The sequence below is a fragment of the Sphingomonas sp. IBVSS2 genome, from assembly GCF_002127225.1.
Taxonomy (GTDB): Bacteria; Pseudomonadota; Alphaproteobacteria; order Sphingomonadales; family Sphingomonadaceae; genus Sphingomonas.
On sequence record NZ_NFUR01000001.1, the window covers coordinates 97,256 to 118,262 of the forward strand.

At 67.8% G+C, this 21,007-nt stretch carries 11 protein-coding genes; 6 read left to right on the forward strand and 5 right to left on the reverse strand.

What is annotated here, in order from left to right:
- Positions 1-10: 10 nt before the first annotated feature.
- Together CAP40_RS00405 and CAP40_RS00410 are read left to right on the forward strand one after the other, a co-directional pair.
- Positions 11-1,684 carry a M20/M25/M40 family metallo-hydrolase gene (locus CAP40_RS00405; RefSeq protein ID WP_086127396.1) on the forward strand — a complete coding sequence of 558 codons (1,674 nt, stop codon included), beginning with the start codon at positions 11-13 and terminating at the stop codon, positions 1,682-1,684.
- A gap of 88 nt (positions 1,685-1,772) precedes the next feature.
- Positions 1,773-3,584, forward strand: a complete 1,812-nt coding sequence (locus CAP40_RS00410; protein ID WP_218822095.1) for a DUF4157 domain-containing protein — start codon at positions 1,773-1,775, stop codon at positions 3,582-3,584.
- 103 nt (positions 3,585-3,687) lie between these two features.
- On the opposite strand, the gene CAP40_RS00415 is transcribed toward CAP40_RS00410, so the two are convergent.
- A complete protein-coding gene (locus CAP40_RS00415; RefSeq protein ID WP_086127398.1) occupies positions 3,688-5,985 on the reverse strand; it encodes a TonB-dependent receptor in 2,298 nt (765 codons plus the stop codon).
- 237 nt (positions 5,986-6,222) lie between these two features.
- Here CAP40_RS00415 and CAP40_RS00420 point away from each other — a divergent pair, with 237 nt between their 5' ends.
- The 3 genes from CAP40_RS00420 (at position 6,223) to clpB (ending at position 13,685) form a co-directional block, all read left to right on the forward strand.
- On the forward strand, positions 6,223-9,033 hold the full coding sequence (locus CAP40_RS00420) for a DUF4157 domain-containing protein (RefSeq protein WP_086127399.1): 2,811 nt from the start codon (positions 6,223-6,225) through the stop codon (positions 9,031-9,033).
- An 80-nt stretch (positions 9,034-9,113) separates the two neighbouring features.
- Positions 9,114-11,027, forward strand: a complete 1,914-nt coding sequence (locus CAP40_RS20635; protein WP_086127400.1) for a DUF4157 domain-containing protein — start codon at positions 9,114-9,116, stop codon at positions 11,025-11,027.
- A 78-nt stretch (positions 11,028-11,105) separates the two neighbouring features.
- Positions 11,106-13,685 (forward strand): ATP-dependent chaperone ClpB, encoded by a 2,580-nt coding sequence (gene clpB, locus CAP40_RS00430; RefSeq protein ID WP_086127401.1) that lies wholly within the window; start codon positions 11,106-11,108, stop codon positions 13,683-13,685.
- A 128-nt stretch (positions 13,686-13,813) separates the two neighbouring features.
- Here the strand turns inward: clpB and CAP40_RS00435 are convergent, their stop codons facing one another.
- The 4 genes from CAP40_RS00435 to xseA form a co-directional block, all read right to left on the reverse strand.
- Positions 13,814-16,897, reverse strand: coding sequence for a TonB-dependent siderophore receptor (locus CAP40_RS00435; protein WP_179187829.1), 3,084 nt, complete (start codon positions 16,895-16,897; stop codon positions 13,814-13,816).
- Between the two features lie 269 nt (positions 16,898-17,166).
- Complete coding sequence (locus CAP40_RS00440) at positions 17,167-18,069, reverse strand: M23 family metallopeptidase (RefSeq protein WP_086127403.1); 903 nt, start codon at positions 18,067-18,069, stop codon at positions 17,167-17,169.
- The gene (locus CAP40_RS00445; protein ID WP_086127404.1) at positions 18,069-18,269 is read right to left on the reverse strand and encodes a DUF2093 domain-containing protein; all 201 of its coding nucleotides are present in this window, start codon (positions 18,267-18,269) and stop codon (positions 18,069-18,071) included. The genes CAP40_RS00440 and CAP40_RS00445 overlap by 1 nt, the downstream gene beginning before the upstream one ends.
- 43 nt (positions 18,270-18,312) lie before the next feature.
- Positions 18,313-19,689, reverse strand: a complete 1,377-nt coding sequence (gene xseA / locus CAP40_RS00450) for an exodeoxyribonuclease VII large subunit (RefSeq protein WP_086127405.1) — start codon at positions 19,687-19,689, stop codon at positions 18,313-18,315.
- Here xseA and purD point away from each other — a divergent pair.
- The gene (gene purD / locus CAP40_RS00455; protein WP_086127406.1) at positions 19,688-20,950 is read left to right on the forward strand and encodes a phosphoribosylamine--glycine ligase; all 1,263 of its coding nucleotides are present in this window, start codon (positions 19,688-19,690) and stop codon (positions 20,948-20,950) included. The two genes, xseA and purD, sit on opposite strands and share 2 nt — an antisense overlap.
- Positions 20,951-21,007: the final 57 nt, after the last annotated feature.

The following is a 21,007-nucleotide window of genomic DNA, read 5'->3' on the forward strand; positions in this document are numbered from 1 at the left end:
GGAGAAATCCGTGCACCGCAAATCGTTTCTCATCGCGCTGGCGCTCGCCCTGGCACCGGCGGCGGCCTGGGCGCAGGCGGGGACCGGGGAACCGGTGTTCAGCCCCGACGAGGTGCGCGCGCATGTCGAGTTCCTCGCCGACGATCTGCTCGGCGGGCGCGACAATGGGACCCAGGGGTTCGAGATCGCGGCACGCTATGTCTCCAGCCGTTTCGACGCGATGGGGTTCAAGCCCGGCGGGACGCAAGGCTGGTACCAGCCGGTCGACATCGCCGACTATGTGCTCGACGCCGGGAAGCCCGCCTCGATCGCGGTCGGCGCGAAGCGGTTCGCGAGCGGCCAGGACGTGCTGTTCGGCCCGAGCCCGCTCTATGGCAACGAGACCCAGACCCTAACCGCCGACGCGGTGTTCGTCGGCCATGGCAGGGAGGCCGACTATGCCGGGGTCGACGCCACCGGCAAGTTCGTCGTCGCGCTGCTCGGCAATCCGCCGGGCACCGAACCCGGCAAGATCGACAAGGCCGCCATCGCCGGCAGGCACGGCGCGCTCGGCCTGATCTACCTCGTCACGCCGGACAATCTGAAGGACGCCTTTCCCTGGGCCCAGGCCGTCACCTATTTCCAGGGCCCGCAGACCAACTGGCTGAGCCCGGACGGCTTCCCCAGGGGCGAGAACCCCGGGCTCAGGATCGGCGCCTATGTGAAGGGCGCCGCCGCCGATGCATTGTTCAAGGACGCGCCGATGCGCGCCGACCAGCTCTATGCCATGCTCGCCGCCCCGGGCGCCGCGCCGGGCAGCTTCGCGCTCAAGCCGCGGCTCACGCTGCAGCGGACCAGCATCGTCTCGGTGAAGAAGAGCGAGAACGTGATCGGCATCCTGCCGGGATCGGATCCGAAGCTCGCCAATGAATATGTCGTGCTCTCCGCGCATCTCGACCATGAGGGCACCGATCCGGGCCTGGAGGGCGAGGACAAGATCTACAACGGCGCGATGGACAATGCCGCGGGCGTGGCGACGATGCTGGAGGCCGCGCGCGCCTTTGTGCAGAGCGGCAAGCGTCCGCGCCGCTCGATCCTGTTCGTCGCGCTCACCGCCGAGGAGGACGGGCTGATCGGCTCCGAATTCCTCGCGCGCTATCCGGTCGTGGGCAGCGGCAAGGTGGTGGCCGACGTCAATCTCGACATGCCGATCCTGCTCTATGATTTCCAGGACGTGGTCGCCTTCGGCGCCGAGCATTCGACGCTCGGGCCGATCGTCGCGCGCGCGGCGGCGAAGATGGGCGTGGCGCTCTCGCCCGACCCGATGCCCGAAGAGCAGCTGTTCCTCCGTTCGGATCACTATAGTTTCGTCAAGGCCGGCGTGCCGTCGATCTTCCTCGTCACCGGCTTCAGGAATGGCGGCGAGAAGGCGTTCCGCGACTTCCTGAAGGCGCACTACCACAAGGTGAGCGACGATATCCGCCAGCCGTTCGACTGGCAGGCCGGCGCCAGGTTCGCGAAGATCAACTATCTGATCGCGCGCGAGATCGCCGATACCGATCAGGAGCCGCGCTGGTACCAGGGCAACAGCTTCGGCGAACGCTATGCCAGGGATGCGCCCAAGGCACCGCGACCGGCGAACGCGCCGGCGGCCACGGCACCGAAGGCGATCTCGATCACCCTGCCGGCACCGGCGAAGAACTGAGCGGCGCGGAAACGGGGCTTTCTTCGCTTTTCCGCCAGGCGGAAAGACGGCACGCTCCGGCACCCGCCGTGCGAGGACTCGACCCGCCGTGTACCAGTCCGCCAAGCGCAAGCCGATTGCCGATCGCCCGGCCGCGACCGGGCCCGCCGGGCCTGCCGGGCCTGCGCCGGTGCAACGCGCTGCGGCACCGGCGCCCTATCATGCGCTCCCCGCCTCGGTCGGCCTTACCGCGCCCAATCGCACCGGCCTGCCCAACGGGCTGAAGAGCGGCATCGAAACGCTGTCGGGCCTGTCGATGGACGATGTCCGCGTGCATCGCGGATCGAGCCGGCCCGCCACCGTCCAGGCCGAGGCCTATACCCAGGGCAGCGAGATCCATCTTGCCCCCGGGCAGGAACGCCACTTGCCGCACGAGGCCTGGCACGTGGTGCAGCAGAAGCAGGGCCGCGTGCGCCCCAGTTTCGATCTGAACGGCACATCGATCAACGACGATGCCGGGCTTGAGCACGAGGCCGACCGGATGGGCCAGCGCGCCGAGCGAACGGGCGGCGGGCCGGCCGGATCGACGGCCCCGGTGCAACGGGCCGGAATCGCGACCCCCGTCGTCCAGCGCTCGGTTCTCCACATCCAGAATGACGAGGGCGACTTCGTCTATTATTCCGATCTGGAAGTGGTACCAAGAGGCAAGCGGCTGACCACTTTCGCGTCGCGGAAAGAAGCCCAGAAATTCGACGAAAAGCTGGCGGGCAACTCCGGCGTGCTCGCCAAGGCGATCACGACGAGCCAGAACCGGGACCGCCGGGTTCCCACGCCCTATGGCCACGCCAACACCTTGCCTACCGCCAAGGTACGCCACCAGGATCAGGGGCCGCATTCGCTGTCGTTCATCGCCTTCGAAGAGAGGCTGCAGCATCGGCTGGCCAAGGGCCAGCATCTCGAGCTCCTCGATCAGGTCGAGACGCCCGAGCGGGCCATTTCCCTGATGCAGTCGGAATATGGCCTGGGTGACGACAGCGATGTGCTCAAGCGCTACGGGCTCGATTATCGCAGCCTCTACGACGAGTTCGTCCTGCTGCTGAAGAGCGATGTCGATCACGGCATCGGCTCGCGCTTCCACCTGGTCGCCCGCAAGCTGCTCCAGCTCAATCCGTACACGACCTATAACGGCCCCAAATCCACGAACCGCGGCGAGGACAGGCACGGCATATTGGGATCGAACACGCTCGATTCGAAGGCCAAGTACAAGAGCCAGCTCGAATATGAGACCTATCTGCAGACGCGCGGCGACCTGTTCCATTCATCGGATGAGGAAGACGAAGACCAGAAGCCGAAAGAGGGCGGCACGCCCTATACCTTCTCTTCCATTTCACCCCGCGAACGCCGCTACTCGCGCAAATCCAAGGCAGAATCGAAGAAACGGACCAGCAGCTCGTCAAAGTCGAAAATATCGATCGAGGACGACAGCAGCAGCAGTAGCAGTAGCAGCAGCAGCGACGAACGGCGGCCCACGAAAAAGCCGAGAGACCGGAAAGCGGTCGCGCAGGAAGATACGGTGAAGTATTTCGGCCACAGATTCAATCCGAACACGGTCGGCATTCGCGACGGTGGGGAGTGCTTCTGGGACACGATGCGGCACTATGGCTTCACCGAGAAGCAGCTCTCCGACGCCGCCAGCGAAGCGGGCCTGACCGTGGATGTGGCCGTCGATGCGCGCGACATCGCGGCGTTCGTCGACGCGCTCAACGAAGAGGTCGATGAGACGATCTGGGTGCGGCTCGTCACCTACGACCTGAAGACGCTCAAATTTCAAAGCTACATCGACATCGGCGACGGCGACAAGCAAGTCTATGTCGCCTTGTTCGCGGATGACGACCAGGGGCATTACGTGCCCGAGCTATAGGCGCGCGCGGCCCAGCCGCGCCGCGCCGCACGGAAAAGGCCGGAGCTTGCGCCCCGGCCCTTCCCGCTGCCCTCCCCCTTTGCTGTCCGTGGGGAGGAGAGGCTCAGAACCCCGCCTTCAGCGTCACGAAGAACTGCTGCGGCGCACCGACCATCAGCGTCTGGTTGTCGCCCGAATTGCCGTAGCCGTTCGTGCCGATCGTCGAGACATATTTCTTGTCGAACAGGTTGGTCGCGTTGGCCTGGATCTCCAGGCTGCGGCCGCCTAGGTCGAACTTGTAGCCGAGCGTGGCGTCGACCAGCACGCGGCCGGCGATCGACTGGTCGTTGGTGTAGGTGAAATAGCGCCGGCTCATATAGTTGGCGCCGATACGGGCGTTGAAGCCGGCAAGATCGTAGGTCAGTTCGCCCTTGAGCAGGTGCTTGGGGGCATCGACCACGGTCTTGCCTTTGGTCGCCGCGAGCAGCGTGCCGGCCGCATTGCGCACATCGTCGCGATAGGTCGAGTCATTATAGCTGTACGAGACGAATGCGCCGAAGCCGCTGCCCAGGCGGAGATCGCCGGTCGCTTCGAAGCCGATGGCGCGGACGTCGCCGACATTCTGCAGCGTCACCGGATTGCCGACGATGCCGGCGCCGGTGGTGACGCCGAGCAACCGGTTGCGGAAGTTGACATAATAGCCGGCGAGCGAGCCGGTGAACGGCCCCGAGCGCAGGCGGCCGCCCAGCTCCCAGGTGTCCGACTGCTCGGGCTTGAGCCTGGTCGAGCCCGAGAGCAGCGCGTTGAAGCCGGCCTGGGTGGTCGCGAACGGGCCACTGGTGGCCGAGGCGACGAAGGCACGGGTCACCTGGGTGAAGCCGCCGAACAGCTCGGCACCGGCGCCGAGGCGATAGTTGAAGCCCGCGGTCGGCTGGAACCAGTCGGTCACGTCGATCTTGCCGCGCGCCAGCGTGCCGGCAACGTTCGGATCGGCCGCGTTCTTCACCTTGAAGCCCTTCCAGCCCAGGTTCAGCGTCAGGTCGCCGAAGGTCAGCTTGTCCTGGACATAATATTGGAAGGTGTCCGTCGTGTAGTCATAGTCCCATTGGGTGAAGAACGGGTTCGACTGGAAATCGCGGCTGCGGCGCGACGGCGCGGTGCGGCTCGACAGGGCATAGAAGCGGCGGGCCTGCTGGAAATCGTTGCGCTCGTACCAGAAGCCGATGGTCACGTCGTTGTGCTCGCCCAGCTTTCCGCCGGTATGGCCGAACACGCCCTTGCGATTGATGTCGTACTCGGTGGTGCGGATCGAGATGGGCGAGGTGCCGCCCGGGCTGGGCACATAGGGCGTGAACCACAGGCCCTGGCCGTGATTATTGTGGTAATAGCCCTTGAGCGCGAAGCGCAGGCCGCCGCTCTCGCCCTCGACGCCAAGCGAGCCCAGCCAGTCGCGGCGCAGGCCCGCCGCGTCGAAATAGGCATCGTCCACCGTCGCGAAGGGCGCCGGATAGACCGTTCCCGCCGCCGCGTTCGACACCGGGGCACCGGTATCGCCGCGATTGTTCGCGATATCGGCGATGCGAACCGCGAGCGCATAGTCGTTCGAGATATTGTCCCACCGGTAGCCGAGACGCTTGATCATGCCGAGCGACAGGTCCTGATAGTCGTTCTCGCGGCGATCCGAATAGCTGAGGGTGCCGACCAGGCGCACGTCATCGGCCAGCGGAGCGACGATCTTGCCGTTCGCCTGGTTGGTGCGCTGCGCGCCCCAGCCCTTCCACTTGTCCATGTCCGAATAGACATAGGAGGCATAGGCCTTCACGCCGCCGCCGATATCGCCGCTCTCGATCCGGCCGAAGAGGCGCTTGGTGTTCGCGCTGCCATAGGTGCCCTCGGCATGGATGCCGAACTGGTCCGACGGATCGCGCGAGAAGAATTCCAGCGTGCCGCCCAGATTATTGGTCGCCTGGGTGCCGAGCGAGCCAGCGCCCTGCGACACCCGGACCACGCCGACATTCTCGCTGGTGATCGCACGGCTGATGTGGAGGCCGTTGACATTGCCGTAGCTGGCGTCGCCCAGGGGAATGCCGTCGAGCGTGAAGCCGAGCTGGTTCTGGTTGAAGCTGCGGATCGAGACGCGCGTCGCCCATTCATAGGCGCCGAAGGGATCGGCGGACTGGAAGTTGACGCTGGGCAGCTTCTCGATCGCCTTCAGCGGGCTGGTGCCGGCGGCGAGTTCGGCGATGTCGCTGCTGGAGAGCTGCTGGACCTGGCGGGTCTCGCCGCGGCCGATCACGACGATATGGTTCTGGTCCGCGCCGTCGTCGGCGGCGGGCACCGGCCCGGCCGGCGCGTCCTGCGCGAAGGCGGCACCGGAAAGCAGCATCGAAGTGCCGGCGAGCAGAATGGAAAGCTTGCGCATGGCGGGTTCCCCCCAAGGGTTTGTTTTCGGCGCGGGCACGGTGCCCGGCAGTCGGGGAGCTAGAATTTGTGCGTTGCAACATCGCGTAGCTGCGATGTCAGTTGCGCGACCGTGAAGTTACAGCTTCTGGACACATTACGGAAACCGTAGCGGCAACCGCCATAACGAAGCTAATCGCCGTTCCTCTTTGCGGCTGCCTGGGTCATAGTCGCGGCAAGACGGTGAAGAGGAAGGCGGATGCATGCTCGCCTGCAACCCAGGCCCGGCCGACCCGCGCAGGCCCCGCAGGCGCGCCCGCCCGCAACGGATGCCCAGCCCGTAGCGCAGCGCGCCGCACCCGCGCACCTGGCGCCCGGGCGCGAGACGATCGCCGATTATGCCCGCTCGCGCGCCTCCGGCCTGGCACGCGCCGCAGTGGCGGCCAACCGCACCGGCCTGCCCGATGGACTGAAGACGGGCATCGAGACGCTTTCCGGCATCGCGCTCGACGATGTCCGCGTGCATCGCAACTCCGCCCGGCCCGCGCAGCTTCAGGCGCATGCATTTGCGCAGGGGAGCGACATCCATCTGGCGCCGGGCAAGGAAGGCCATCTGCCGCACGAGGCATGGCACGTCGTCCAGCAGAAACAAGGCCGGGTACGCGCGACGCAGCGGGCCGGCGGCGTCCCGGTCAACGCGGACATCGCGCTGGAGGACGAAGCCGATGCTATGGGCGCCCGGGCGACGCGCGCACCGCTGCTGCATGGGGGCGCGGGGCCGGCCGCACCGGCCTTCGCGCCGGCATCGCCCGCGGCCCAGTGCATCAGAGTCGATGCCACCGATATCGGCCAGACCTTCGACGTGACGACCAATGCCGGCGTCCGGCAGAATGGCGTGCTCCTGGCGATCGGCGTCCATGGCTGGTTCACCTTCAGCTGCGGCACGGTGCGCGGTCAGGGCAACATCCATGCCCGGGTCGGCGCGCCGTCCTCGAGCACGACGGGTCCGGGGAGCACGCTCACTCCCGGCCTGCCCAGCGCCACGCCGCCCGGTTCCTCGCTTCCCGGTTCCACGCCTGTCGTGCCCGGCCACACCGGTGCGCCGCCGTCCAGCACCCCGAGCATCCCTTCCAGCAGCACGACCCAGGGCACGGCCCTTCCGACGACCCAGACCGAGTTCAACGTCCAGCAGATCGCGACGAGCCAGGGCATCAGCGGCCTGGGCGCGATCGGCCTGATCCGGGAAAGCTTCCAGAGCCAGCCGCGCACCGTGCGGGTCCATTATCCGTTCGGCAGCAAGACAATCTCGCGCGGCGGCGAAGCGTTCGACACGCCCCAGGAGACCACCAAGCGAGCGCAGGGCATGGTGGGCTATCGCGCCAAGGACTATGGCAAGGGCCACAAGAAGGTCGACAAGGACTATTCCGACTTCGTCGACGAGCTTTCCGACAATGAGACCGAAACGGTCAAACGGGCACGCGCCAAGAACGTCCTGACCTTCCTGGAGAGCGACCCGACCGTCAAATTCGGCGACCTGACCAGCGAAGGCCGGGCGGGCCTGGGCGGGCTCCTCTCGGTCGGGCTGATATCCGATCCGATGCGCACCGAGCATCATTCGCAGCGCACCCAGGACGACTTCCTGGAGGAGCTGCGCAAGCGCGAGCGCGGCGAGACCAGCTTCCACAAGTCGTTCGGCAGCAAGACCGGCTCCACCTTCCTGCCGGCACGCAAGGGCGGATCGAAGGAGCAGCGCAAGCGGCTGCGCGCGCTCGGCCCGATCGTGCCGAAAGCGCCGCCGTCCAGCGTTCCGCAATCGACCGTCCCGCAATCGAGCACGACGCAGTCCACCGGGCCGCTGCCCGTGACGACCACGGCACCGCCCACGCAGTTGCCGATCTTCGGCATACCGGTGCCGCAGCCGTCGCAGCATATGCTCAACCTGCAGGCGAACGTGGTCGGCGTGGCGGACGACCTGTTGCGCCTGCTGCAGCCGCAAGGCGACCAGGACGACGGCAATCGCGGCCTCTTTGCCGCCCAGGTGCAATATGCGCGCAATGTGGCGACGAACGCCAACCTGCTCTCCCCCGCGGCGCTACTGCATCTGAATCAGCTGCTCGGCGCGCTCAACCACACCTATCGCCAGGCTGCCCCGGTCCTTCGCCGCGACCTCATTTTCCACACCAATCCGGAGGACCCGCATGGCGCTGCCGGGCAAAGGCTGGCGGCACTCGAGCAAGTGTTCGCCGAATGCGGACAGATGGCCGCGCGCAATGCCCTGGCGATCGTCGGCCGGGACCCGACCGCCCAGGCCGTCCAGGCCGATGTGGCCAATCACGCCGGGCTCAACGCGCTCGGCAATTTCGCGAACAATATCGACGAGAACGCGATCCGGCAGATGCTGGCGACGGCGGGCGCGACCGACATCCCGGTCATGGGCAATATCGGCCAGGTGGGAGCGGTGGTCGACCATATCAACCAGAACGACCTGGCATGGCTGGCGCACATGCAGATCGGCCAGGGCGAAGTGGCCTCGCTGCAGCCGGTACGCGCCTTCATGCTGGGCACGATCCCTTCGCTGACGCTGATCCTGAACATACAGGGCCATGTGAACGCCGCGACCAAGCAGCTCCATTGGATCACGGTGCGGGTGACGCGCACCCAGCACGGGCTCGCCGTCCAGTATCTCGATTCCCTGCGCGCGCCCGCCGACTATACCGGCGTATTCACTGCGCTGCGCCAGCTCCTGTCGCGCGCGCCGGCGCAAGCCCAGCCGCAGGCGCAGCCCCAGGCGCCGCAGCATGGCGGAACGGGCGCCGGCTCGGGATCGCCCCCCGGTTCGAGCGGGTTCGGCGCCTCCTTCTTCGGCCCGGGGACCACCTCCAGCCCGCTCGTACCGTCGAAGCCGCCCGTCTCGCCGGGCTTCGGTACCGGCGGCTTCCCCACGTCGTCGCACGGCACGTCGCCCTTCAGCGGCTTCACCAGCAGCTGGACCAGTACCAGCAGCTGGACCAGTTCACCGCTGCCCAAACTGTTCCCCGAGCTCGATGATGACGATACCGACATGTCCTAGATCGCTCCCCCGCGGCGGAAGCCCGCGGCACCGGGGGCCGCCGAGGGAGGCCGATGCAAGCCCCATTCCAGCATAGGCCCATGGGCACGACGCGCGGGCAGGGCGGCCGGGCGGGCAGCACCAGCCCGGCCATAGGGCAGCGTGCCGCGATGCCGGGGCGTCCCGGCGCCGCCGCGAACATCGCGGCACCGCGGGAAACGATCGCCGACTATGCCGCATCGCGTGCCCTTGGCGTGGCGCGCACCGCCGCCGGGCCCAACCGCACCGGCCTGCCCGACCGGCTGAAGAGCGGCATGGAATCGCTCTCGGGCATCGCGCTCGACGATGTGCGCGTCCACCGCAACTCGGCCCGGCCGGCCCGGTTCCAGGCGCTCGCCCACACCCAGGGCAGCGAGATCCATCTCGGCCCCGGCCAGGAACGCCACCTGGCGCATGAGGCCTGGCACGTCGTCCAGCAGAAGCAGGGCCGTGTGCGCCCGACGATGCAGCTCGGCGGCACCGCGATCAACGACGATGCCGGGCTCGAGCGCGAAGCCGACACCATGGGCGCGCGGGCCGCACGGCCGGGACCGCCTGGATCCGGCCTGGCGCCGGGCGGCCTCGCGCCGGTCCAGCGCATCGCCGGGCCACCGGTCGTCCAGCGCGCGATCGGTTATGAGGTGGAGGTCGGCGATATCCGCGTCACCTCGACCACCGACGCTCCGCCCGTCAAGGGCCAGGTCCTGTGGACGGGGCCCGGCTGGGATGCCTCGGTCGACGAGGTCCCCTTGCCCCCCGACCATCATGCGGAGGAGGAGGACGGCGAAGCCAAGGAGGAACGTGCCCCGCGGGATCCGGGCAGCGTCTTCGACCTCGAATTCCGCACCAAGCCGATCGACGACGTCACGCCCGGCGGGCGCAAGGAGGCGCAGAAGATCCTGACGGCGATCGCCGCGCAGTGGAACGCGGTTCAGAACAGCTATCCGCGCCGCTATGCGGGCGCACCTCCGGGCATCGACATCAGGCCGACGGCGCCAAGCTGCGTGGCGCAGGTCCAGGCCAGCGTCGGACTGTCGCTGGACGGCCTACGCCGGATGCGCTCGGGCGAGGCACTCAGGCGAATCAATGCCCTGGTGCCGGAGAATGCCAATGTCACCGTGCGGGACGCGCTCGCCGAAGGCGGCACGGCCGATCGGGGCATCTCGGAAGCGGTGGAAGCGCACAAGGCCCGGATCCGTACGGCGCTGCACCTGGCGGGGCATGTCAATATCGACAATCTCTGCGCGGTGATCGGGATGATCGTCAACGTGCCCGTCGCGGCCGCCCAGGGCGGCCTCCTCTATCCGAAGAGCGCCGCCGGCCCCTTGATGGCGCGCAGCAACTTCACCACGATCCTCCGCCAACTGCCCCCCGATCAATTGCGGGCGATCCAGAACAATCGCATTGCCTGGACCAATGTCCTGCTCGCGATCACCCGCACGGTGATTGGCGAACAGGACGAAGAAGAGGGCGCGCCGGTATTTCCGGAACGCGCGTTCAGCAAGCCGAACGCCAAGACCCGCCACCTCTCGGAGCATCTCTCCCGGCGCGACTGGTTCTCCGGGCTCGCCAATGACGAGGATCGGCTCACCGGGGCGGACTATCAGGCCCGGCACGGCAACCAGGACGCCGCGGACGAGCTGGAATCGCTCGGCAGCTACGGGACCAAGCTGGATGCCAGCAGCTATTCGATCAGTGGCGGCGGCTATGCCGCGATCACGCTGGGGGTGGCCGGCATGGTAGCAGGCATCGCGGCCACGCTGGCCAGCGGCGGGCTCGCGGGCGGCCTGCTGGCGCTCGGCGGGCTCGGCACCGCCGCGCTCGGCTATTCGAAGGGGACCAAGCCAAACCGGACCCGGCCGATCTTCGAACTCCGTTCGCTCGGCAGGGTCTATGCGGACGACCTGGTCGAAGCCGGGCTCATAATCTGGGATTATGTCGCGCAGGCAAATACCGAAGAGCGCGAGGCGGACTAGCATCTGCACCCGGCGCGCCAGCCCTTGTGTTGCACAATGGCAACACTACATCCGGGCTGACCGAAACAAGGGGCCAGCATGAACCTCGAGAAATTCACCGACCGCGCCAAGGGCTTTCTCCAGTCGGCGCAGACCGTCGCGATCCGGATGAATCACCAACGGATCGCGCCGGAGCATATCCTGAAGGCGCTGCTCGAGGACGAGCAGGGCATGGCAAGCGGCCTGATCCAGGCGGCGGGCGGCGACGCCAGGCGCGCGCTGAGCGAGACCGACCTGGCGCTTTCGAAGATTCCCGCGGTCTCGGGCGGCGGTGCGCAACAGACGCCCGGGCTCGACAATGATGCCGTGCGGGTGCTCGACCAGGCCGAGCAGATCGCCCAGCGCGCCGGCGACAGCTTCGTCACCGTCGAGCGGCTGCTCGTGGCGCTCGCCCTGTCGCTCAACACCGCGGCGGGCAAGGCGCTCCAGGCCGCGGGCGTGAAGCCGGAGGCGCTCAACGCCGCGATCAACCAGCTGCGCGGCGGCCGCACCGCCGATACCGCGGGGGCGGAAGACCGCTATGACGCGCTCAAGAAGTTCGCGCGCGACCTCACCCAGGCGGCGAAGGACGGCAAGCTCGACCCGGTGATCGGCCGCGACGAAGAGATCCGCCGCACCATCCAGATCCTCGCCCGGCGCACCAAGAACAATCCGGTGCTGATCGGCGAACCCGGCGTCGGCAAGACCGCGATCGCCGAGGGACTGGCACTGCGCATCGCCAATGGCGACGTGCCCGACAATCTCAAGAACCGCACGCTCATGTCGCTCGACATGGGCAGCCTGATCGCGGGCGCGAAATATCGCGGCGAGTTCGAGGAACGCCTGAAGGGCGTGCTCGACGAAGTGAAGGCCGGCGAAGGCGACATCATCCTGTTCATCGACGAGATGCACCAGCTGATCGGCGCCGGGAAGACCGAGGGCGCGATGGACGCGGGCAACCTGCTCAAGCCCGCGCTCGCCCGCGGCGAGCTGCATTGCATCGGCGCCACCACGCTCGACGAGTATCGCAAATATGTCGAGAAGGACCCCGCGCTCCAGCGGCGCTTCCAGCCGGTGTTCGTCGGCGAGCCGACGGTCGAGGACACGATCTCGATCCTGCGCGGCCTCAAGGAGAAGTACGAGCTGCACCACGGCGTGCGCATCACCGATGCCGCGATCGTGAGCGCCGCGACGCTCTCCAACCGCTACATCACCGATCGCTTCCTGCCCGACAAGGCGATCGACCTGATGGACGAGGCCGCCAGCCGCATCCGCATGGAAGTGGAGTCCAAGCCCGAGGAGATCGAGACTCTCGATCGCCGCATCATCCAGCTCAAGATCGAGCGCGAGGCGCTGAAGAAGGAGACCGACGCAGCGTCGCGCGACCGGCTGGCCAATCTCGAGGCGGAGCTGGCCAATCTCGAGCAGCAATCGGCGGGCCTGACGTCGCGCTGGCAGGCCGAAAAGGACAAGATCGCCGGCGAATCGAAGCTGAAGGAACAGCTCGAGGCCGCCAAGATCGAGCTGGAGCAGGCGCAGCGCGCCGGCGATCTCGCCCGCATGAGCGAGCTCAGCTATGGCACGATCCCGTCGCTCGCCAAGCAGCTCGAAGAGGCGCAGGGCGCGAGCAAGGGCGCGATGCTGCGCGAGGAAGTGACCAGCGAGGATATCGCCGCCGTGGTCGCGCGCTGGACGGGCATACCGGTCGACAAGATGCTCGAGGGCGAACGCGAAAAGCTCCTCGCCATGGAGGACGTGCTCGGCAAGCGGGTGATCGGCCAGGCCGACGCGGTGAAGGCCGTGTCGACCGCGGTCCGCCGCTCGCGCGCCGGGCTGCAGGACCCGAACCGGCCGCTCGGCTCGTTCCTCTTCCTCGGGCCGACCGGCGTCGGCAAGACCGAGCTGACCAAGGCGCTCGCCGAGTTCCTGTTCGACGACCCGAACGCGATGGTGCGCATCGACATGAGCGAGTTCATGGAGAAGCACGCGGTCGCGCGGCTGATCGGCGCCCCTCCCGGCTATGTCGGCTATGAGGAAGGCGGCGTGCTGACCGAGGCGGTGCGGCGACGACCTTATCAGGTCGTGCTGTTCGACGAAGTCGAGAAGGCGCATGGCGACGTGTTCAACGTGCTCCTCCAGGTGCTCGACGACGGCCGCCTGACCGACGGCCAGGGCCGCACGGTCGACTTCTCGAACACGATCGTCATCCTCACGTCGAACCTGGGCAGCCAGTTCCTCACCAATCTGGGCGAGGGACAGCCGGTCGAGAGCGTCGAGCCGCAGGTGATGGAAGTCGTCCGGGCGCATTTCCGCCCCGAGTTCCTCAACCGGCTGGACGAGATCATCCTGTTCCACCGGCTGGGCGCGGAGCACATGGCACCGATCGTCGACATCCAGGTCGGCCGCGTCGCAAAGCTGCTCAGGGATCGCAAGATCCAGCTCGACCTGACGGACGCCGCGCGCGCCTGGCTGGGCCGGGTGGGCTATGATCCCGTCTATGGCGCGCGCCCCCTGAAGCGGGCGGTGCAGCGCTATCTGCAGGATCCGCTCGCCGACATGATCCTGCGCGGCGACGTGAAGGACGGAGCGACCGTTCGGATCGACGAGGGCGACGGGGCGCTCGCGCTCGCGGTCGCCTGATCCTCGCTGCGCCGACCGCTTCCCGCGCCCTCCGCGCGAAGCCGGAGCAGCATCGGCGAACGGACCGGACAAAAAGAAGGGGCGGCTCCCGAAGGAGCCGCCCCCGATTTTTAGTCGCTCGGAAGGACTTAGAAGTCGATCCGGGTGCCGACGCGGAAGTAGCGGCCGACCACATTGGCCTGCGCCCACGACGGGTTGTAGTTGAAGATCGAATACGCGGCCGACGGGTCGAACTTCGGCTTGATATCCAGGAAGTTCAGCGCGTTCACGTAGATCATGAAGTTGTCGTTCACGCGGTAGCTGGCCGTGAGATCGGCGTTCCACTGCGCGCCAACCTTGCAGAGCACGGGGCTGCCGTTCTGATAGGTGACGACGGAGTGACCGATATTGGCAGCGCAGTCCGCGGCGCTGGTGCCGCGGTTGCCGCCGTAATCGACCGAACCGAGGCTGTAGCCGCCGGTGTAGTAGACGGTGCCGGTGAGCGAAGCGCCGCCCACCGAGATCGTGTTCTGCCAGCTGCCGCGCCACTTCGGCGAACCCGAGCACGAAGTATAGTCGCACGGGCTGAGCGAGCCGTCATAACGCTCGACCGAGCCGTCCTGGCGCAGCACTTCATACTTGATCAGGTACGACGCGTCGAACGAGCTGTAGAGCTTCACGCCACCGAAGTCGTGACGGAAGTCGAAGCCCAGATCGATGCCCTGGACGCGCTCTTCATCCGCGTTCTGGAACGAGAACTGGATGAAGCCCGGCAGGGCACGCGCGGCCGGGAACTGCGGGTCGGCAGTGCCCGGGACCACCACGACGCCCGGAACGGCGGTGGTGTTGCCGCTGTTCAGATACGCCGCGAGCGCCGCATCCTGGTCCGCCGCCGAGATGTTCCCGATGACGTCCTTCACCTTGATGTTGAAATAGTCGACGGTGAAGCTGAGGTTGCGGATCGGCTCGAACACCGCGCCGGCAGTCCAGCTGGTGGACTTTTCAGGCGCCAGCGCCGGGTTGCCCACCGAAGTGCGGCCCAGCGAATACTGGCCGGTCACATAGGTGTTGTTGCCGTGCGAGGCGCAGAACGCCGCATAGGTGGTGCAGTTGACCGAGAGCGTCGTGTAGCCGGTCGTCGGCAGGCCATAGGCCTCGTTGAACGACGGAATACGGAAGCCCTTCGACCAGGTGCCGCGGAGCAGGATCTGCTCGATCGGCTTCAGCTTCGCGCCGAACTTCGGCGAGAAGTTGGTCTGGCCCGACGAATAATCGTCGTAGCGGCCCGAGGCGCTCAGCTCGAGTTCCTTCACGATCGGTGCGCTGACTTCGTAGAAAGCCGACTTGATGTTGCGCGAGCCGATCGCGCCCACCGCGTTGACCGTGTAGTAGCGGTCATACGGATGCGCGAGGTTCTCCGGATTGGCCGAGGCGTCGTTGATCGCCTCGTGGCGGTACGACGCACCGACGGCGGCCTGCAGCGGGCCACCCGGCAGCTCGAACAGGGCGCGACCGAGAGTCGCATTGACCTGCCAGAGATCCGAAGTCGAACGCTTGATGCTCGTCGGAGCGACATAGTCGCGCACCGCCTGGGTGTTCAGCCAGGGCTGCACGAAGTTGTAGGCACCGGTGGCGATCACGTCGGCCAGACGCTGCGGGATCAGATAGTTCTGGCTGATGCGGCTGAGCTCGACCTGCGAGGCCGTGAACTCGACATTGTAGTTCCAGTCGTTGTTCTCGCCGAACGAGCCGCGGATGCCGGCGGCGCCGCGGAGCGAACGGGCGTTCGTTTCCACGGTCTGCGGGCGATCGTAGCGGCCGCGCAGCAGCGCGACGGTGCCGGCGGCTGCGAACGGGTTGTTCGGGTTGAGCGTGCCGTTCGCGGCGGAGCAGCCCGTGCTGGTGTTCACGCCCGTCGCCGGGTTGATCGTGGCCACGCCACCGGCGCAGACATAGACCGGCAGCACGATCGGGTTCAGCAGGACGGGGCCCGGAGGCGGCGTCTGGTTGTTGAACGCGGCCGGCGTCAGCTGCGAATAGGTATTCACATGCATGTAGTTGCCGGTGATGTACGCCTCGGCGTTGTCGCCCACCTTGATAGTCGCGCGGGTCGCGAAGCCATAGCGCTCGGTCGACGGACGCACGGTGCCGTAGAGCTTGCGCAGGTCGCCCGTGCACTGGTTGGGCGCCCAGGAATAGAGCGTGCCCGCCGTGTTGAGCTGGCGCGCGCTGTTCGGCAGCGTGATCGGCGAGAGGCCGAAGGCGCCGCAATCGGTGTTCAGCAGCTGATATTCGCCGGTACGGCCGCCGGCCGCAGTGCCCGGCGCGACGAGCGGGTTGACCGGAGTGGTCGAGCCGCCGAGCGTGCCGTTGCGGTTGACGCCGAACTGATACCAGCGCGTGGCGATCGGCATACAGCCGGTGGTGAGGCCGGTGGCCGGGGTGCCCGGGGCGCAGATCTGGCTGTTGTCGCCGCTGCCGAACGGATATTCGCGGTCGCGCGCCCAGATCTCGTCGTTCTTGCGGTAGAAGCCGTTGATGTAGACGTTGAAGCCCTGCTCCTCGAGGTCACCATGACCCAGGGTCAGGTCGAAGCGCTGCTCGCCACCGTCGCCACGGCTCGAGATGCCGGCCGAGGCATTGGCGTGGATGCCCTTGACTTCCTTCTTGGTGATCACGTTGACCACGCCCGCGACGGCGTCGGCGCCGTAGGTCGACGAAGCGCCGTCCTTCAGGACTTCGATCCGGTCGATGATCGCGTCGGGAACGGTGCTCAGGTCAACGAAGTTGCGGTGGCCGTCGTCGGCGAGCGGATACGGCGCCATGCGCATGCCGTCGAAGATCGTCAGCGTCTTCTGCACGGTCAGGCCGCGCAGCGACACGGCGTTCGCGCCGGCCGCGAAGTTGTTGCCGTTGTTCCAGCCTTCCGAGATGGTGCCCGAGCCGTTGGCCGACAGGCGCTGCAGCGCTTCGGCGACGGTGTTGACGCCACGCTGTTCCAGCGTTTCCGCCGACAGCACGGTCACCGGCGACGGCGTCTCGGTGTCGGTACGGCGCAGGATCGAGCCGGTGACGACGATCTCGCCGCCGCTCTGGTCGTCCTGGGCAGTCGTGCTCTTGGTGGTGGAGCTGCTCGAGCTCTGCGCCATCGCCGGTGTGGCGACGAGCGCACCCGCGAGCACGAGCGCGCACAGCGCCGTGCTCCCGCGCAGGGTGATCTGCGTGTTCTTCATGGTGATCCCTCTTGTATCCGACTGTTCCGCGGATGCTCGACAGACGGGTTTGTCTCCCCGCTCCGCCATCCATTCGTGTGCAACTCACGTATCAGGATGGCAGAGCTTGGCGGGATCGTGGATCGCCACTCCGCGACTGTAAACCGCGCACGGCGATACTGCGCGCGCTTTCAACGAGACTGTAGCCAAAATGCCACATGACGGCTTGTAATATTGCGCTGTCGACACGATTCGTGTTTCTTTGTGTTGCAGCGCGACACATTCGCGCCTCAATCGGTAACAGGCATCGGCCCCGCAACGAGCAGCGGATCGATCCGCGCGTCGCGCCATTTGAGACTCCAGTGGAGATGCGGCCCATTGGCGCGTCCCGTCATTCCCACCGCACCGATCGGCTGGCCGCGCCGCACATGCTCGCCCAGCTTAACGTCGATGCGCGAGAGGTGCATGAAGGCGCTGTTCAGCCCCGCGCCGTGGTCGATCATCAGCAGGTTGCCTTCCAGCGTGAAGGGCCTGGCCGCCACGAGGATCACCACGCCGTCGGCCGGCGCCAGCACCACCGTGCCCGTCGGCCGGGCGACGTCGATTCCCGAATGATAGGATCCGGGCTCACCCCGATAGATGCGCTGCGATCCGAACAGCGTGGAGATGCGCCCGACCACCGGCCAGAAGAACGGCATCTGCCGCCAGCCCGCCGAATCGGTCTGCAGCTTCCGCGCGGCATTGATCTGGGCGAGTTCGCCGGGCCGAACCCGCTCGAACTCGGGGCGCGGCACCGGATATTTGGGCACGGTATCGAGCCGGGAAATGTCCCAGGCGCGCGGCGCGATCGCCAGCACCTGGCGCTGCTGCGTGCCGTCGCCCAGCGTCGCCACCAAGGTGGCGGAGGGGCCGTGATCGCGGTCGAAGGCGATCAGGAAGCGGCGATCGGGCGTGACCGGCACCGATTCGCCGTCGAGCGTCAGCAGGCTGGTGCCCTTGGGCGCGATGCCGATCGCCGCGCCGCCCTGGACCAGCTGCCCCTGAAAGGCGAAGGGCCCGGCGACGTCGGGGGCCGGCGGGATCGGCGCCGCGACCGCCACGGGAGCCGCAACGCCGGGCGCGACGGGCAATTGGGCGCTGCCGAGCAGAGTGAAGCCGAGGATCGCGGCGGGAAGCCGGGCGGCGAGTCCCATCAGCCGCGCATCGCCTGCATCGCCAGCGCCGCGGAGGCATAGGGCTCCTGGGCGGCGACGCTCCAGTAGCGCAGCCGATCGAGCGGCACCTTCTCGCCGCTGACCGCGCAGACGACATGGTCGCCCGGCGTCAGGACGCGAAAGCCGTTCGCCATGAAGTGCAGGCGTGCCGCGCGGGCGACGGGGTTCGACATCAGCATAAGCGCGGTATCCTCGTAACCGGCATCCTCACGACAGGCTCGCTCACAACAGGCTGGGCTGTTCGGGCCTGGCGGCATCATAGGATTTGCCGCCCGGCCGCTCAACCCGCGCGTCGACCGCGCCGTCGATGAAGTGGAGCGTCACGGCGCCGGCGGCGCGCGCGCCCTCGGCCGTGCCGATCACCTTGCGCGTGCCCCGCGCCTCGACCCAGGCATAGCCCTTCTCGAGCGGGCGATTGGGGTGCACCAGGTCGAGATGCCGGCCGATGCCCTCCAGCCGCTGCCTGGCCGCGGCGAGCCGCTGGTCGAGCATCGCCGGGCGCAGCGCCCCCGCCGAACGATCGAGCTGCCCGCGCGCCAGCGTGACGCGGCGCTCCAGCGCCCGGTCGAGCCGGCCGCCCAGATCGTCCATCTTCTGCCGCTGCGGCCCCAGCAGCGCGTCACGGCGCGGCAGCACCCGCACCAGCGCCGCCAGCCGCTCGCCGGCGCGCTCGTGATAGCGGCGCACGCAGCGCTCGGTGCGGTGCGCCAGCGTCGCGAGCGTGTGGCGCACATCGGCCAGCACGGGCACTGCGATCTCGGCGGCGGCCGTGGGCGTCGGCGCGCGCAGGTCCGCGGCGAAGTCGCACAGGCTGGTATCGGTCTCGTGGCCCACCGCCGAGATCACCGGGATGCGGCAGGCGGCGACGGCGCGCACCACCGCTTCCTCGTTGAACGCCCACAGATCCTCGATCGAGCCGCCGCCGCGCGCGACGATCAGCAGGTCGGGCCGCGGCACCGCCCCGCCTTCCGCCAGCGCATCGAAGCCCCGGATCGCGTTCGCCACTTCCTGCGCGGCGCCATCGCCCTGCACCTTCACCGGCCAGACCAGCACATGGCTGGGAAACCGGTCCGCCAGGCGATGCAGGATGTCGCGGATCACCGCGCCGGTGGGCGAGGTCACGACGCCGATCACCTTCGGCATATAGGGCAGCGGCTGCTTGCGCTCGCGGTCGAACAGCCCCTCGCCGGCCAGCCCGGCCTTCAGCTTCTCGAACAGCGCCATCAGCGCGCCTTCGCCGGCCAGCTCCATCCGGTCGATGACGATCTGGTATTTGCTGCGCCCCGGATAGGTGGTGAGCTTGCCGGTGACGATCACTTCGATGCCGTCCTGCGGCTGGAACGGGATCGCGCTGGCGGCGCCGCGCCAGATCACTCCGTCGATCACCGCATCCGCGTCCTTGAGCGCCAGATAGGCATGGCCCGAAGCCGCCCGCTTCCACCCCGAAATCTCGCCGCGCAACCGGACATGGCCGAACTCGCCCTCGACCATCCGCTTCAATGCCAAAGATAATTCGCTCACCGAGAGCGCAGGCGCGTTGTCGCCCGGCACCGGCTCGGCTACGAGCCGCCCAGGCGTATCGGGAAAGGGGTCGGCCATGAATGTCCTGTTGTTGGGGTCCGGTGGCCGCGAACATGCGCTCGCCTGGAAGCTCGCGCAATCGCCGCTGCTCGAGCGGCTCTACGCCGCGCCGGGCAATCCGGGAATAGCCGAGCACGCCGAAATCGTGGACATTGCGGTGAACGATCACCGCGCCGTGATCGACTTCTGCCTGCGCCACTCGATCGGCTTCGTGGTGATCGGGCCCGAGGCGCCGCTGGTCGCCGGCCTGGCCGACAATCTGCGCACCATGGGGCTGGCCGTGTTCGGGCCGAACAAGGTGCCGGCCCAGCTCGAGGGCTCCAAGGGCTTCACCAAGGACCTGTGCGCGCGCGAGCGGATCCCGACCGCCGGCTATGTCCGCTGCGAGAGCCGTGACGGCGCGCTGGCGAGCCTCGAGGATTTCGGCCTGCCCGTGGTGATCAAGGCCGATGGCCTGGCCGCGGGCAAGGGCGTGACGGTCGCCTTCACCCACGAGGAGGCGGAAGGCGCGGTGCAGGCGATCTTCGCCGAGCCGGGCGCCAGCGTGGTGATCGAGGAATTCCTGGAGGGCGAGGAAGCCAGCCTGTTCGTGCTCACCGATGGCGAGACGCTCGTCTCCTTCGGCTCGGCCCAGGACCACAAGCGGGTGGGCGACGGCGATACCGGCCCGAACACCGGCGGCATGGGCGCCTATAGCCCCGCCCCCGTGCTCACGCCCGCGCTGGAGACCCGGGCGATCGACGAGATCGTCCGCCCAACGATCGCGGCGCTGGCCCGGATGGGGGCGCCCTATTCGGGCGTACTCTATGCCGGGCTGATGCTCACCCCCACCGGCCCCAAGCTGATCGAATATAATGCCCGCTTCGGCGATCCCGAATGCCAGGTGCTGATGATGCGCTTCACCGGCGACCTGCTCCAGCTGATGCTGGCGGTGGCGAAGGGCGAGCTCGCCGGCCAGCCGGCGCCGACCTTCGCGGCCAGGACCGCGCTCACCGTGGTGATGGCGGCCAAGGGCTATCCCGGCACGCCCGAGGCGGGCGGCGCGATCGCGGGGATCGACCGGGCGGAGGCGACCGGCGCCAAGGTCTTCCACGCCGGTACCCGGATGGACGGCGACACGCTGGTCGCCAGCGGCGGCCGCGTGCTCAACGTCACTGCGCTGGGCGAGACGGCGAAGGCGGCGCAGGCCGCAGCCTATGCGGCGGTGGACGCGATCGACTTCCCCAGCGGCTTCAGCCGCCGCGACATCGGCTGGCGCGAAGTGGCGCGCGAGCGCTAGGGCGACGCGCTTCCACGGCAGCGGAGCGGGACAGGGAACGGCCGGCAAGGCTTGCCG

Excerpts from the sequence above, each read along its gene's own strand:
- CAP40_RS00445 (WP_086127404.1), bottom strand. The coding sequence starts at position 18,269 with ATGCTGATGTCGAACCCCGTCGCCCGCGCGGCACGCCTGCACTTCATG.
- CAP40_RS00440 (WP_086127403.1), bottom strand. The coding sequence starts at position 18,069 with ATGGGACTCGCCGCCCGGCTTCCCGCCGCGATCCTCGGCTTCACTCTG.
- CAP40_RS00435 (WP_179187829.1), bottom strand. The coding sequence starts at position 16,897 with ATGAAGAACACGCAGATCACCCTGCGCGGGAGCACGGCGCTGTGCGCG.
- purD (WP_086127406.1), top strand. The coding sequence starts at position 19,688 with ATGAATGTCCTGTTGTTGGGGTCCGGTGGCCGCGAACATGCGCTCGCC.
- xseA (WP_086127405.1), bottom strand. The coding sequence starts at position 19,689 with ATGGCCGACCCCTTTCCCGATACGCCTGGGCGGCTCGTAGCCGAGCCG.
- CAP40_RS20635 (WP_086127400.1), top strand. The coding sequence starts at position 9,114 with ATGGGCACGACGCGCGGGCAGGGCGGCCGGGCGGGCAGCACCAGCCCG.
- CAP40_RS00415 (WP_086127398.1), bottom strand. The coding sequence starts at position 5,985 with ATGCGCAAGCTTTCCATTCTGCTCGCCGGCACTTCGATGCTGCTTTCC.
- clpB (WP_086127401.1), top strand. The coding sequence starts at position 11,106 with ATGAACCTCGAGAAATTCACCGACCGCGCCAAGGGCTTTCTCCAGTCG.
- CAP40_RS00420 (WP_086127399.1), top strand. The coding sequence starts at position 6,223 with ATGCATGCTCGCCTGCAACCCAGGCCCGGCCGACCCGCGCAGGCCCCG.